The following is a 13333-nucleotide window of genomic DNA, read 5'->3' as shown; positions in this document are numbered from 1 at the left end:
TTTTGGCGGGAATCTCTGCAAAAGGGCCAAATTAAAGTGACCCTTTAGCGTTTCCTGCTGGTTTTTGCTGGAATAATAGCCAGCAGGAAACATTTTTAGCTGTTGCGGCAAATGTAACAATTTTGCGATGTTAATTGCCCTGATGCGGCTGCGGCATCTCTTTATCATCCTTGTATTTTGCGGTGGCTATCCACGCGGCGCAGAACAGTGTCAGACGGGCAAAGAAGTAAAAGAACGCCATTAATCCCAGCACTGAACCAAAGGCTGCCCCAGAGGGCGAAGTGGCCAGCTTTGGCAGCGTCAGCGTCATCACAAACTTAATCACTTCAAAACCAATCGCCGCCAGCAGCGTGCCGCGAAATAGTGCTTTTTTGCGCGGCTTATGGCGCGGCAGAATCCAGAAAATCCACAGGAACAACAGATAGTTAGCAAAGATGGAAATCGACAGCGCAATGATGGTCATTGCCGGGCGCAGCCACTCGATATCCTCCAATCCCAACGCGTTGACGATGGCATTCTGCGCGGCACCGGCAATGGAGGTCAGCGACAGGGTAATCACCAGCGCCAGCATCAGACCCAGCAACGACACCAAATCACGCGCATATTTCTTCCATAACTTCTCTTGATCGTCCGGCTTACGCTCCCAAACATCACGCGATTGCGCGCGCACCGCCTCGCGCAAATTGCCCATCCAGTTAATGCCAGAGTAGAGCGCCAGCAGCAAACCGGTTAACCCGACCGTCGCGCGCTGCTGAATCGCGGTGTTCACGGTGTTCTTTAGCGTAGTGGCCAGCGTAGGATCGCTGATGCTGTTAACGATTTTGTTGATCAACTCGGTGAGTAAATCCTGATTCGACGCCAGCACAAAACCGACTGCCGCAAAGGAGACCATCAAAATCGGTATCAGAGATAGGAAGGAGAAGTAAGTGATCGCTGCGCCAAACTGGCTGCCGAGGCGATCGTTAAACCGATCCAGCGCGCGCATAAAATGCGCCACCGCCGGAATGGCCTGGAACCAGGCCGCAAAGCGCGACACGTTCTGGATTGAGCCATCCACGGTTTTGTTACCGGTCTTGATATCTATCAGCGGCTTCTTTTCAGCCGTGGGTTCTTGGTTAGGTTTGTCTGTCATAGACGATAATCATCCTGTTCACTGCGAAATTAAAATTATAGCCCTTTATGTCACATACTCCTGCAACACCTGACTCAGCCACTCCATAAACACCCGCACGCGACGTGCTACGTTGCGGCGATGTGGGTAAAGCAACGAAATCGGCATCGGCTTGGCGGGGAAGTGATGCAGCACTGCCACTAACTGGCCTGATTCCAGCAGTGGCTGCACACCAATCGCGGGCACCTGAATAATGCCTAATCCCGCGATGCAGGCGGCACGATAAGTTTCGGTGCTGTTCACCGTCACCACGCCGCCGGTCTGAACATAGTGGCACTGCTTACCATCAAAATATTCAAACCCCAAAGAGGGCTGCCCCAGCTGCTGGGTGTAATGCACCATCGCGTGCTGTGCAAGATCTTCGAGGCGCACCGGCATGCCGAAGCGGGAAAGGTAGTCGGGACTGGCGCAGTTAATCAAGGCATGTGATCCGATTTTTCGCGCAATCAAACCCGAATCTTTCAGCTCGCCCACGCGGATCACGCAGTCAAAACCTTCACGAATCACATCCACCTGGCGATCGCTGCTGCTAAGCTCAATTTCGATGCCGGGATAATGCTGCAGAAATTCTGGCAGACGCGGCAGGATAAATCCGGTGGCCATGGCGACGGACATATCGACACGCAGCTTGCCGCTTAGCGTGCCGGGATCGTGCTGGAATAGGCTGTCCATATCGTCGAGCATCGACAACAGATCAAGACAACGATCGTAGTAGACCAGCCCGTCCTGGGTGAGATGAACACGCCGCGTGGTGCGATGCAGCAGACGCGTGCCCATTTGATTTTCCAGCGCCTGAAGCTGGCGCGATACGCTGCCTTTTGGTAGTCCAAGACTTTCAGCCGCACGGGTAAAACTGCCCATTTCTGCCACCCGCACAAAAACCTGCATTGCGTGAATTTTATCCATGTTGTTCACCGATTGTTGTTGTTAGTGAAACAGTGCTGCGTATTCCTCTGCGTTTATAGATCAATTTATAGCGAATATCCTTATCCCGTGTTCAATTTTCCATCTGGAGCGAAACATGAGTCATAAAATTGCATTGATTACCGGCGGTAACCGCGGTTTGGGCAAGAATGGTGCGCTGAAACTGGCGGCCAAAGGCGTAGATATCCTTTTTACCTATCGTGGTCATGCGGAAGAAGCGCAGGCCGTGGTGAAAGAGATTGAAGCATTGGGCGCACGTGCGGTGGCGTTACAGCTGGATGTCGGCGACAGCAGCACCTTCGACAGCTTCGTGGCGCAGGTGAAAGAGACACTGCAAAAAACCTGGCAACGCGACAACTTTGATTATTTAGTGAACAATGCCGGTCACGGTCACTACAGGTTGTTTGCGGAAACCACCGAAGAGGAGTTTGATGCGCTGATCAACGTGCACTTCAAAGGGCCTTACTTCCTGACGCAGAAGCTGCTGCCGCTGATTATCGATGGTGGTCGCATCCTGAACATCTCCAGCGGATTAACACGCATGACGCTGCCGGGTTCAGGCACCTATGCCTCGGTGAAAGGGGCGATGGAAGTGCTGACGCGCTATCAGGCCAAAGAGCTGGGCGAGCGTCGTATTCGCGTCAATATTCTGGCGCCGGGTGCGATTGAAACTGATTTCGGCGGTGGACGCGTGCGCGATACCAAAGATCTCAACGATCACATTGCCTCGGTGACATCGCTGGGCCGCGTTGGCCAGCCAGATGATATTGGTGACGCCATCAGCGCCATCCTGAGCGAAGAAACCGGCTGGATCACCGCGCAGCGTATTGAAGCTTCAGGTGGGCAGGCGTTGTAAGAATGCACGATTAAGCACGCTGTAATAATGCGCGATAAATCGCGCCGCTACGCAACCGTGCAGATGGCCGTAGCGGCGCAATTTATTGCGCGTATTTTAGATCTCAATCGTCCCGTCAATCACGGTCACCGTCTGGCCGCCAATCCAGATGCTCTCACCACTAAAACTCACCTGAATCCGTCCTTCACGCTGAATGGCGCTGCCCTGACGTGCGCGATAATCCTCAGTTTTCCCCTGCGCCGCAAAGTAACGTGCCAGACAGGCGTTGGCGCTGCCGGTTACCGGATCTTCGGTCAGGCTGCCGTTCTCAACCAGCAGCGCGCGCACTTCGAATTGCTCGCCGCAATCCTCTGGCAGCGGGCCAAACAGCGCAGTCCCATTGACGTCGGCATGCTTTTGCAAGCGCAGCAGATCCGCCGCGCTGGCCTGCACATCCAGCACCGCCTGTGCGCTGTTCATCGGAATCAGCAGCCAGCGAATGCCCATATCGACAATGGTCGGCGTCTGGTTGGTGTCAAAGGCCTCGCTGTTCAATGCGCTGCTCATCAACGCGTCATCAAATGGCGTCAGCGTGACGTTGGGGGCCGCGAAGGCCAGCGCGCCATCCTCGCTAATGCGCACATCCACCAGGCCGACGCCGCACTCTTGCACAATCTTGCCCGGCGTTTTCACTTGCCAGCCCGCTTCCAGCAAGGCGTGAGCTGTGCCCAACGTCGGATGCCCGGCAAACGGCAATTCCCCTTCGGTGGTAAAAATGCGCACCCGGTAATCGGCTGCGGTATCCTGTGTTGGCAGGACAAAGGTGGTTTCCGACAAATTGGTCCAGCGGGCAATAGCAGCCAGCTGGGCGTCACTTAATCCCTCTGCATCCATAATCACTGCCAGCGGATTACCTTTGAACGCTGATGAGGTAAACACATCCACCTGCTTAAACGCGACTTTCATTTTCACTCCTTGCTGGTTGAGGCACTCTGACATCCTGATTTACATCCTGCAGATTGCTAATGGCAGCCAACAGGACTATGAATAGGTTAAGAATTCTGGAATCGGAGTCCGCTATGTTAAAAGTTCTTGGTCGTACTTCTTCAATCAACGTGCGCAAAGTTCTGTGGTTGTGTTCAGAACTGGATCTCGCGTATGAGCTCGAACCCTGGGGTGAAGACCCGCAATCGCTGCACTCGGCGGAATTCATGGCGCTCAACCCTAATGCCATGGTGCCGGTGATCATCGAAGATGACTTCGTGATGTGGGAATCCAACGCCATTCTGCGCTATCTCGCCAACAGCAATGGCGGCGACTGGCTCTATCCTGAAAACCCACGAGCGCGTGCACCGGTGGATCAGTGGATGGACTGGCAAGCCACCGAACTCAATACTTCCTGGCGCTATGCGTTTATGTCACTGGTGCGCAACTCGCCCGCCCATCAGGATCCGCGTTTGCTGGCCGCCGCGATTAAAGGCTGGACGCACACCATGAATATTCTTGACCAGCATCTGCAAAAAACCGGGCGCTACGTCGCAGGACGCAATTTCTCGCTGGCAGACATTCCTGTGGGGCTTGCAGTCAATCGCTGGTTTGAAACCCCGCTGGAGCACCCTGAATTTCCCGCCGTACAACTCTATTACGAGCGTCTGACCGAGCGTGAGGGCTACACCACCTGGGGCCGCAACGGCAAACCCTGATCCTGTCCCGGTGCCAGGCCTGTGATTTCGCAGGCTAGCGCGCCGGTGCGTTTTAGTGCCCACGTATAACGCTCATCAAACGGATAACAGCAGGAGAGGCGCAGTGCATGTTTATAACGGTCGCTCAGCGAATAGAGCGCTCCCGGCGTCACGCAAATCTGCTCCTGCAATAACCGATGGAACATCTCCACGGTATCCACTTTCCCCGGCAACTCCACCCAAAACACAAAACCACCTTTTGGCAGCGTAGCGCGTGTCCCCTGCGGAAAATGGCGCGCCATGATGCCGCGCGCCGCATCGAGATTGGCGGCATAGCGGCGGCGCAGCGAGCGCAGATGATGATCGTATCCGCCGCTGGCGAGGAATTCGGCGAGGGTTTCACACAACAACCGCGATTCAGACATCGATGAGACAGCTTTCAAACGGGCGATGGTCTGATGGAAACGACCGGCCGCGGTCCAGCCCACGCGGAAATCCGGCGCCACGGTTTTGGTAAAGCTGGTGCAGTAAATCACCCAGCCCTCGCTATCAAAGGCTTTCACCGGCGGCGAGAGTGGCCAGTCAAACTGCAGCTCGTCATACAGCCCATCTTCCAGCATTGGAATATGGTAAGTATTCACTAACTTTGCCAGCCGCTTCTTATTTTCCAGTGGCATCACATAGCCAAGAGGATTCTGCGCGCCGGGCATGGCAATCAGTGCCTGAATGCGCTTCTCCTGTAACAACATCTCCAGCGCATCCAGCGACAACCCTTGCTGAGGATCGGTGGGAATCTCCAGCGCCTTCAGGCCCAGAGAGGCCAGCAGGGGGAACAGGAAGAAGTAAGTGGGAGATTCCAGCCCAATGCAGTCGCCAGGCTTGGTCACCGCCCGCAGCGCCAGCTGTAACGCTTCCATGCAGCCGTGGGTGAGGGTGATCTCTTGCGCGGTCAGATTGATACCGGTGTGCAGACTGCGACGTGCAATCTCCTCCCGTAAGCGCTCACTACCCGGCGGGAGCGCATAGCGCCCGACGATGTCGGGATTGTGCCGTAAAATGCCCGAGGTAATTCGGCCTAAGCGCGCTGCCGGATAAAAGGTGCCATCCTGCGGACAGGCCAAAGAGATATTGGTGTAATCGGCATTATTCTGCGCGGCAAACACCTGCTCAATCAGTTCCAGCTTCTGCGTGCTCGGGTCGTTGATTTTCGCGGGCAGCGGTTTGACCGGACGCGTCACGGCTGGCATCACGCCACGCACGTAATAGCCCGATTGCGGACGCGCTTCAATCAGGCCGCGATCTTCAAGGATTTGCCAGGCATTAAGCACCGTATTGACACTAACCTGATGCGATTGTGCCACGCGGCGGATGGCGGGCAGCCGTTTTCCCGGTTTCAGCGTGCCCTGATGAATCGACTCGGCAAAGCTATCTGCCAGCTGCTGATACAGCGTTTGACCGGATGAAAGGGGAAGGGACACAAAAGCCTCCGCGTGCGATGGGTACAATCTAAATTAATATTAACTGTATCCATTACAATAGTGGTTTTGTGTCTCTGTTTCCATCGCCCGATACGCATTAGCATGATGTTAACTTTGAACCATCAGGAAGCGCATCATGCTCGACCCTTCATTCTTCAGCTACGTCACGGTGATGTCGATCACCCCCGGCCCGAACAACCTGCTGCTCGCCACATCGGGCGTCAATTTTGGTTTCAAGCGCACCTTGCCGATGCTGTTTGGCATTCTGGTGGGCTGTGCGATACAGATGCTGTTGGCAAGTATGGCGTTGGATGTGTTGCTGCACTGGATGGCATCCATTCGTTTACCACTCACGATGGTGGGATGCAGTTACTTACTCTGGCTGTCATGGAAAATTTTTCGTGCTGCAGCACCAGAAGCGCGTGAGCGTCCGCGTCCGATGACGCTGGTGGGCGGCATCTGTTTTCAGGCGGTGAATCCCAAAGCCTGGCTGATGGTGACTAACGTGGCGCTGATGTACGCCAACAGCAACGGCGTCATCACAGTATTGCTGGGATTTGCCGCATTGAACTTACCTTGCATCCTGATCTGGGCCGCGATGGGGGATCGTCTGCGCAGTCATCTGCAAGTGGCGTGGAAACGTCAGGCGTTTAACAGTTTGATGGCACTGTCGCTGGTGGCCACCACGGCCTGGATGCTGTACGACGCGGTACTGCTGAGCTAAAACCAAGCATGCAATAGAAGCAAATGGGGCGCTATCATTGGCCCCCCTGCAATTTTAGAGACCCACCAGGCTCTCTAAAGGAATGCCAAACTGCTTGTGCAGATTGCGAATCATCTCCAGAGACAAAGAGCGTTTGCCGTTTAACACTTCATAGACGCGATTACGTCGGCCTATGGCAGGCTCCAGATCTTTGGCAGTCAATCCCTGTTGTTCCATACGAAATTTAATCGCCTCAATCGGATCGGCAGCTTCAATAGGGTAGTGCTCTTTCTCCCACGCTTCGATCAGCATGCTCATCACAATCATATAATCGCTTTCTGGCGTGCCCAGCTCAGGCACATCATCAAAGAGCGGAGAGATGGCCTCCAGGGCCGCTTCGTAATCAAGTTCGTTGCGAATGGGTTTTATGGTCAGTGTCATTTACGTTGCTCCACTGTGTTTGCGTCAATGGCATCGTATTCCCGGTGTGTGCCGATAAATTTTATAAAAATCAGCTTCTGCGGGTAAGCGATGGCCGCAACCAGTCGATAATCATTTCCCTTAATGTTAAATACCACGCGACTGCCTTTCAAAATGCTGGCGCTGCGGTATTGATCCTTGATGTCTGCTGGATTTAACCAATTGGTCTTTTGCGCTTCATCAATCCAGGCTCTCAACGGCTGAGCTGAGTCGGGGTTCGCCGTCATGAACTCCCTGAGTGTCCGTACCGATATGATTCTCATGTCGCGCATCTTAGTCCCGCCTTGGGACTATAGCAAACATATATCCCAATTTGGGACATTTCTCGCATTTAGCCATAAAAAAGGCCGCTTGCGCGGCCTTATCATTATTCACGGCAATCAGGATTGCCTGGTTACTTCCCCACCACGTGCGCCGTCTCGCGGGCTTCGTCGTTCGCCGCGTCTGGCGTAACGATCGGTGCGTAGTCGAGTTGCAGTACGCGGCTGGTTTCCGCCAGAATCTTCTCGGTCAGCGCTACGTCACCGTTCATCTTACGGCCCCAGGTTGGGATCACCGCGCGGATTTTGGTCTGCCACTCTGGTGAACGCATCTGCTCTGGGAAGGCTTTCGCCATCAGCTCCAGCATAATCGGCGCTGCAGTAGATGCCCCCGGCGAAGCGCCGAGCAGGGCTGAAATCGAACCATCTTCAGAGGTCACGACTTCCGTGCCTAAACGCAGTACGCCGCCCTCTTTCTCATCGTTCTTGATGATCTGCACGCGCTGGCCAGCAGTGACTAAACGCCAGTCTTCCTGTTTCGCCTGCGGCACATAAGCACGCAGCGCTTCCATTCGATCGTCATCGCTTTGCAGCACCTGATCGACCAGATATTTCACCAGGTCAAAACTCTTCAGGCCGACCTGCATCATCGGCAACAGGTTGCTGCCGTTCATCGCGCCGAACATATCCAGCAGCGAGCCCTGTTTCAGGAATTTGGTCGAGAAGGTGGCGAATGGGCCAAACAGCAGTACCTGCTTACCATCCAGCACACGCGTATCCACGTGCGGTACCGACATCGGCGGCGCGCCCACGCTGGCTTTACCGTACACTTTCGCCATGTGCTGCTGCACCACTTCTGGATTCTCGGTCACGAGGAAGGAACCGCCCACCGGGAAACCGGCGTAGCCTTTCACTTCCGGGATGCCGGATTTTTGCAGCAGTGGCAACGCCGCACCGCCCGCACCGATAAACAGCTGGCGCGTGGTCAGCAGGCGATTTTCACCGCTGGCCAGATTGTGTAGCGTCACTTGCCAGCGGCCATCGCTCAGGCGCTTGATATCACGCACTTCCTGACGCAGACGCAGGCGGAAATTGGCTTTCTTCTGTAAAGAGGCAATCAGTTGACGCGTCACTTCACCGAAGTTGACGTCGGTGCCCATTTCGGTCCAGGTGGCCGCCACTTTCTGTTTGCTGTCACGGCCATTCATCACCAGCGGAATCCACTGGGTGATCTGGTCGCGATCTTCTGAATAGTTCATGCCACGGAACAGGGTGCTTTTTTGCAGCGCCTGGAAACGTTTGCGCAGGAACTCAACGTTATCGTCGCCCCAGACGAAGCTCATGTGCGGCGTACTGTGGATAAAGCTTTTTGGATTGCGCAGGTTGCCTTTCTGAACGTGGTACGCCCAGAACTGACGAGAAATCTGGAACGATTCGTTGATCGCCACCGCTTTTGCAATGTCGATGCTGCCATCCGCCTTCTGCGGCGTATAGTTCAGCTCGGCCAACGCAGCGTGACCGGTCCCGGCATTATTCCAGCCATTGGAGGATTCCACCGCGACATCGTCGAGGCGTTCCACCATCTCAATCGACCAGTCCGGCTCCAGATCCTGCAGCCATGCGCCAAGGGTGGCACTCATCACGCCTGCGCCGATCAGCAGTACGTCGACATCCTTTCGTTCCTGAAGGTTTGCGCTATCCATACCAGCGGCGGCGAGCGCCAGGTTTACCGCAGTAGTACTCATGAGGCGACATCTCCTCTCTCTGTTGACCTGAAGTTCAACAGGTTCGCAGGCGAAACAGCCACGCTTCTTTCGAGCGCGTCGCGCTATTTCTCAAAGGTTAAGACTCAGGTTTAAGTCAGGGGACGATAACGGTTAACTGCACGTTATGCATATGCATTTGAATATAACATTCTCGTATCGGAATTAAACGTTTGTTTATTTTTTAAAGGCCGAAATGATTCAGCATAAGAATTAATCAGCTCGACCCCGCTGTCATAAGGGATTTTTATCCCTTAATCAGAGGGTTATGGTAATGCAGTTGTTGCGATATTGTGAGAGGAATGCACAGGGTAATGTTCGGAGAGTGAGCGGCATCACACTTTAAATGTATGATTAATAACAATTTGTAGTGGATTGATTTTTTATGCGGTTTTTATGTTGCGTGATATTTCGCCAGAGCGTGTAAAACTAATGTTACATTTATGTGAGTATTAATTTTTCGCCGCGTCAGACAGTGGTCAGAGGAAAAAAGCATTACGCGGCGGTGGGGATCACTGCTTAGCGAGGCGACGCCATGCAAAGCGGATGACAAAAAATTCAATCGCGCCCAGCAGCAGGAACCACAGGCAAAACACGATAGTGTAGAGCTGATTCAGGTCCTGCAAATGCAGCATCTCCTGAATCCGTCTGGATAATTCCAGGCCGAATTGCGGCGCGGGCAATAGCAGCGCGGAGAGAAAGCCCAGCAGCAGGATTCCGCCAGGGATAATCAGCGTTTCAAACGGGTTTTTCATCGCAGGTTTCCTATCAATTAGCGCGGGCATTAGCGCATAAAAGCGTGATGGCGTGCAATCCCTGTGCCGGGTCACCCTAAGAAAATTCTTCTATTCCATCCACTTAGCGTCATAAATAGCGCAAGTTAAGAGTTATAGCCTTTGCTATACTTAAATCCATGATTTTACTGTCTTTTTTTTGGTGATTTTGCGTGCTAGACTGCGCGCACTTTTTCATTACTGAACAATAGATGCGGAAAATCGCTCGCTTGAAGGCATTTTTCGCGGCATTGATTGAAAACCCATGACATTTATCGCAACTCTGATTCTGGCCTTTGGTATGTCGATGGACGCTTTCGCCGCAGCACTGGGCAAAGGCGCGTCGCTGCATCGCCCGAACTTCAAAGAAGCGCTGCGCACCGGCCTGATCTTTGGTGTTATTGAAATGCTGACGCCGCTGATTGGCTGGGCGATTGGCCTGGCGGCCAGTCGCTACATCATGGCATGGGATCACTGGGTGGCCTTTGCCCTGTTAACCGTTCTTGGCGGCCGCATGATGATGGAAGGTTTCCGTCAGACGGCGGATGAACCCTGCGAAGCACCACAGCGTCATGGCTTTATGGTCTTGGCATTGACCGCGGTGGCTACCAGTCTTGATGCGCTGGCGGTGGGCGTCGGCCTGGCATTCCTGCAGGTGAATATTGTGCTTACCGCGCTGACCATTGGTGCCGCTACCACCATCATGGCCACGACTGGCGTGATGGTGGGTCGCTTTATCGGTCCGGTGATGGGTAAATGGGCGGAAGTGCTGGGTGGACTGGTACTGATCAGCATCGGCTGCACCATCCTTAATCAACATCTCAACCTCTTCGGCTAATTCAGGCATCTGCCAAACCCCTCATTTTGTGATCTGGCTCAAAAATAATTGCGTGAAAAACGCGCGTTAGTTATACTTTTCGCGTATTTCTTCAACAATTTTTGAGCCAGGTATCCAATGAAACGTTTTTTCCGCTACGTGTTTCGTGCATATGTTGAGACTTTCAAGCACGTCCCACCAGGCGCACTGCATTAATCGCACTTATACCCTCGATAATCGCGGTCAGGGATCGACCTGTGGTTATCAATGATTTTCTTATCTCCCCCGCTCAATATCGACTCGAATTTTCTCTCTATCAATGGCTTAGTACCCTTAACCATCAGTTTTGGATCTGGCTATAGCCTGATGTTATACCCCGCTACCAAACAAGCATTCGTCACCTCTTAATCCGCATGGAATAGTCGATTCAGACCCTCTAACCCGTCTGAAACGAGAAACATCATGCTGATCCCTCAACCCTATTTATTGTTCCTTGGCGATGTCACCGATCCACTGGCCGCTAAAACGGCGCGCGGCATTCACGTCTGGCGCCCTGAGCAGTGCGTCGGCGAAATTAAACTGCCGGGCTGTACTGTCAGCTTAGGTCTGGACGTACTCGATATCGCCACGGCAAAAGAACGTGGCGCGAAAACGCTGGTACTGGGCACCGCCAATGCCGGTGGTTATCTGCCGGAGCACTGGCTTGATACCGTTAAAGGCGCGATCAAAGCGGGCATGAACGTGGCGAGCGGCTTGCACCATCGCCTGGTAGATGAGCCAGAGTTGGTGGCGTTAGCCCAGGAGTTTGGCGTTGAGCTGTTTGACCTGCGCCATATGCGTCCAAAACTGAATGTTGGCAGCGGTAAAAAGCGTACAGGTAAGCGTGTACTTACTGTCGGTACGGACTGCTCAGTCGGCAAGATGTACACCTCGCTGGCGCTGGAAGCGGCAATGCGTGAACGCGGCATGAAGGCGGATTTCCGCGCCACCGGACAAACCGGCATTCTGGTTGCTGGTGCAGGCATCGCGATTGATGCGGTGATTGCCGATTTCATCGCCGGTGCTGTAGAAGCCCTGTCACCCGCCAATGATGCCGACCACTGGGATATCGTTGAAGGTCAGGGCTCGCTGTTCCATCCTTCTTATGCGGGCGTCAGCATGGGTCTGATTCACGGTGCGCAGCCGCACTGGCTGGTGATGTGTCACGAAATGGGCCGTCCGCACATGCGTCATTTACCGCATCAGCCGATGGTGAGTTTGAAAGATTGCGTGGAGGCCAACCTGCGCGCGGCCGATGTCACCAGCGATAATGTGCAACTGGCCGGTTTTGCCATCAACACCTCCAACTACAGCGAAGAAGAAGCTCGCGCCTATTGTGCGGACGTTAGCGCCGAATTCGGCGTGCCGGCCACCGATCCGGTGCGTTTTGGTATCGCGGATATCGCCGCCCTGCTGCAGGAGCGTGGCTAAGATGCGGCGCATGCAGATTGAAGTGCTGGAGCTGCCGCTGGCGCGTCCTTTCGCTATTTCGCGTGGCACGCGTACCGCCGTCACTGTCATTCGCGTCACGCTGGAGCAGAACGGCTTTATTGGTCGTGGCGAGTGCACGCCGACACCGCGTTACGATGAAACACCAGATAGCGTCGAGGCGCAGCTGGAAGTGATGCGTAAGGATGTCGAAGCGGGCTTAAGCCGAATCGATCTGCAAAGCCGTTTATCTGCCGGTTCAGCGCGTAATGCGCTGGACTGTGCGCTGTGGCGCCTTGATGCCGCGCTGGCGAAGCAGACACTGTGGCAGCAGTGCGTACGCACTGCACCGCCTTCGGTGATCACGGCGGAGACCTTAAGCCTCGACTCCATCGAAAACATGGCAGCTGCGGCGGTTGATGCCGTATCGCGTGGTGCCATCCTGCTGAAAATCAAACTGAATCGTGACGAGATTTTAGAGAAAGTGGCGGCCATCAGAAAGGCTGCGCCACGTGCCACCTTGATCATTGACGCCAACGAAGCCTGGTCGGGCGTCGATCTGCAAAGCCTGCTTATCGCGCTGCAAGCGTACAACATCGCCATGGTTGAACAGCCGCTGCCTGCCGGACAAGACCAGGATCTGCAACGGTTTAACCACCCGATCCCGGTGTGCGCCGATGAGAGTTGCCACACGCGTGAAGACATCGCCGAGCTGCGTAATCGCTACGAGATGATCAACATTAAGCTGGATAAGTGCGGCGGCCTGACTGAAGCCTTAGCGATGGTCGAAGAAGCGCAAAAGCTGGATATGCGTCTGATGGTCGGCTGCATGCTGGGCTCCTCACTCGCAATGGAAGCTGCGCTGCCGGTGGCGATTGCTGCAGAACACGTGGATCTCGATGGCCCCATCTGGCTGGCCGCCGATAGCTCACCCTTCCTTTCCTACGCTCAAGGCCGAATCTGGCTGTAACCGCAAGAGG

At 54.3% G+C, this 13333-nt stretch carries 14 protein-coding genes; 6 read left to right on the top strand and 8 right to left on the bottom strand.

The window, feature by feature from the left end:
- Positions 1-130: 130 nt before the first annotated feature.
- Both yhjD and CRO33_RS20995 read right to left on the bottom strand, forming a co-directional pair.
- Positions 131-1132 (bottom strand): inner membrane protein YhjD, encoded by a 1002-nt coding sequence (gene yhjD / locus CRO33_RS21000; protein WP_034819999.1) that lies wholly within the window; start codon positions 1130-1132, stop codon positions 131-133.
- Between the two features lie 45 nt (positions 1133-1177).
- On the bottom strand, positions 1178-2077 hold the full coding sequence (locus tag CRO33_RS20995; RefSeq protein WP_097119473.1) for a LysR family transcriptional regulator: 900 nt from the start codon (positions 2075-2077) through the stop codon (positions 1178-1180).
- A gap of 115 nt (positions 2078-2192) precedes the next feature.
- Between CRO33_RS20995 and CRO33_RS20990 the strand changes: the two genes are divergently transcribed.
- Positions 2193-2951 carry an SDR family NAD(P)-dependent oxidoreductase gene (locus tag CRO33_RS20990; RefSeq protein ID WP_097119456.1) on the top strand — a complete coding sequence of 253 codons (759 nt, stop codon included), beginning with the start codon at positions 2193-2195 and terminating at the stop codon, positions 2949-2951.
- Between the two features lie 96 nt (positions 2952-3047).
- Here CRO33_RS20990 and CRO33_RS20985 read toward each other — a convergent pair whose 3' ends face one another.
- Positions 3048-3896 carry a PhzF family phenazine biosynthesis protein gene (locus tag CRO33_RS20985; RefSeq protein ID WP_097119455.1) on the bottom strand — a complete coding sequence of 283 codons (849 nt, stop codon included), beginning with the start codon at positions 3894-3896 and terminating at the stop codon, positions 3048-3050.
- 113 nt (positions 3897-4009) lie between these two features.
- Between CRO33_RS20985 and CRO33_RS20980 the strand changes: the two genes are divergently transcribed.
- Positions 4010-4633, top strand: coding sequence for a glutathione S-transferase family protein (locus tag CRO33_RS20980; protein ID WP_038644142.1), 624 nt, complete (start codon positions 4010-4012; stop codon positions 4631-4633).
- Here CRO33_RS20980 and CRO33_RS20975 read toward each other — a convergent pair.
- Entirely contained in the window at positions 4600-6090 is a 1491-nt protein-coding gene (locus tag CRO33_RS20975; protein ID WP_097119454.1) for an aminotransferase-like domain-containing protein, read from the bottom strand. The genes CRO33_RS20980 and CRO33_RS20975 overlap by 34 nt on opposite strands.
- A 136-nt stretch (positions 6091-6226) precedes the next feature.
- On the opposite strand from CRO33_RS20975, the gene CRO33_RS20970 reads away from it, so the two are divergent.
- The gene (locus CRO33_RS20970) at positions 6227-6814 is read left to right on the top strand and encodes a LysE family translocator (protein WP_097119453.1); all 588 of its coding nucleotides are present in this window, start codon (positions 6227-6229) and stop codon (positions 6812-6814) included.
- A gap of 54 nt (positions 6815-6868) precedes the next feature.
- Here the strand turns inward: CRO33_RS20970 and CRO33_RS20965 are convergent, their stop codons facing one another.
- From CRO33_RS20965 to CRO33_RS20950, 4 genes are all read right to left on the bottom strand, one after another.
- On the bottom strand, positions 6869-7234 hold the full coding sequence (locus CRO33_RS20965; RefSeq protein ID WP_080748118.1) for a helix-turn-helix domain-containing protein: 366 nt from the start codon (positions 7232-7234) through the stop codon (positions 6869-6871).
- Complete coding sequence (locus tag CRO33_RS20960; RefSeq protein WP_034820085.1) at positions 7231-7536, bottom strand: type II toxin-antitoxin system HigB family toxin; 306 nt, start codon at positions 7534-7536, stop codon at positions 7231-7233. Before CRO33_RS20960 ends, CRO33_RS20965 begins: the two co-directional genes overlap by 4 nt.
- A 131-nt stretch (positions 7537-7667) precedes the next feature.
- Entirely contained in the window at positions 7668-9278 is a 1611-nt protein-coding gene (gene mqo / locus CRO33_RS20955; RefSeq protein WP_097119452.1) for a malate dehydrogenase (quinone), read from the bottom strand.
- A 530-nt stretch (positions 9279-9808) separates the two neighbouring features.
- On the bottom strand, positions 9809-10051 hold the full coding sequence (locus CRO33_RS20950; protein ID WP_034819984.1) for a DUF1158 domain-containing protein: 243 nt from the start codon (positions 10049-10051) through the stop codon (positions 9809-9811).
- Positions 10052-10334: 283 nt separating this feature from the next.
- Between CRO33_RS20950 and mntP the strand changes: the two genes are divergently transcribed.
- The 3 genes from mntP (at position 10335) to dgcA (ending at position 13323) form a co-directional block, all read left to right on the top strand.
- Complete coding sequence (gene mntP, locus CRO33_RS20945; RefSeq protein WP_058960691.1) at positions 10335-10907, top strand: manganese efflux pump MntP; 573 nt, start codon at positions 10335-10337, stop codon at positions 10905-10907.
- Positions 10908-11348: 441 nt separating this feature from the next.
- Complete coding sequence (gene dgcN / locus CRO33_RS20940; protein ID WP_097119451.1) at positions 11349-12356, top strand: N-acetyltransferase DgcN; 1008 nt, start codon at positions 11349-11351, stop codon at positions 12354-12356.
- Between the two features lies 1 nt (position 12357).
- Positions 12358-13323: an N-acetyl-D-Glu racemase DgcA gene (gene dgcA / locus CRO33_RS20935; protein ID WP_097119450.1), complete on the top strand. Its 966-nt coding sequence runs from the start codon at positions 12358-12360 to the stop codon at positions 13321-13323.
- The last annotated feature ends 10 nt before the right edge of the window (positions 13324-13333 follow it).

This window comes from Pantoea sp. GL120224-02, from assembly GCF_900215395.1.
Taxonomy (GTDB): Bacteria; Pseudomonadota; Gammaproteobacteria; order Enterobacterales; family Enterobacteriaceae; genus Pantoea; species Pantoea communis.
This window is presented reverse-complemented; position numbering and strand designations above follow the sequence as displayed.

Excerpts from the sequence above, each read along its gene's own strand:
- yhjD (WP_034819999.1), bottom strand. The coding sequence starts at position 1,132 with ATGACAGACAAACCTAACCAAGAACCCACGGCTGAAAAGAAGCCGCTG.
- CRO33_RS20995 (WP_097119473.1), bottom strand. The coding sequence starts at position 2,077 with ATGGATAAAATTCACGCAATGCAGGTTTTTGTGCGGGTGGCAGAAATG.
- CRO33_RS20990 (WP_097119456.1), top strand. The coding sequence starts at position 2,193 with ATGAGTCATAAAATTGCATTGATTACCGGCGGTAACCGCGGTTTGGGC.
- CRO33_RS20985 (WP_097119455.1), bottom strand. The coding sequence starts at position 3,896 with ATGAAAGTCGCGTTTAAGCAGGTGGATGTGTTTACCTCATCAGCGTTC.
- CRO33_RS20980 (WP_038644142.1), top strand. The coding sequence starts at position 4,010 with ATGTTAAAAGTTCTTGGTCGTACTTCTTCAATCAACGTGCGCAAAGTT.
- CRO33_RS20970 (WP_097119453.1), top strand. The coding sequence starts at position 6,227 with ATGCTCGACCCTTCATTCTTCAGCTACGTCACGGTGATGTCGATCACC.
- CRO33_RS20965 (WP_080748118.1), bottom strand. The coding sequence starts at position 7,234 with ATGACACTGACCATAAAACCCATTCGCAACGAACTTGATTACGAAGCG.
- CRO33_RS20960 (WP_034820085.1), bottom strand. The coding sequence starts at position 7,536 with ATGAGAATCATATCGGTACGGACACTCAGGGAGTTCATGACGGCGAAC.
- mqo (WP_097119452.1), bottom strand. The coding sequence starts at position 9,278 with ATGAGTACTACTGCGGTAAACCTGGCGCTCGCCGCCGCTGGTATGGAT.
- CRO33_RS20950 (WP_034819984.1), bottom strand. The coding sequence starts at position 10,051 with ATGAAAAACCCGTTTGAAACGCTGATTATCCCTGGCGGAATCCTGCTG.
- mntP (WP_058960691.1), top strand. The coding sequence starts at position 10,335 with ATGACATTTATCGCAACTCTGATTCTGGCCTTTGGTATGTCGATGGAC.
- dgcN (WP_097119451.1), top strand. The coding sequence starts at position 11,349 with ATGCTGATCCCTCAACCCTATTTATTGTTCCTTGGCGATGTCACCGAT.
- dgcA (WP_097119450.1), top strand. The coding sequence starts at position 12,358 with ATGCGGCGCATGCAGATTGAAGTGCTGGAGCTGCCGCTGGCGCGTCCT.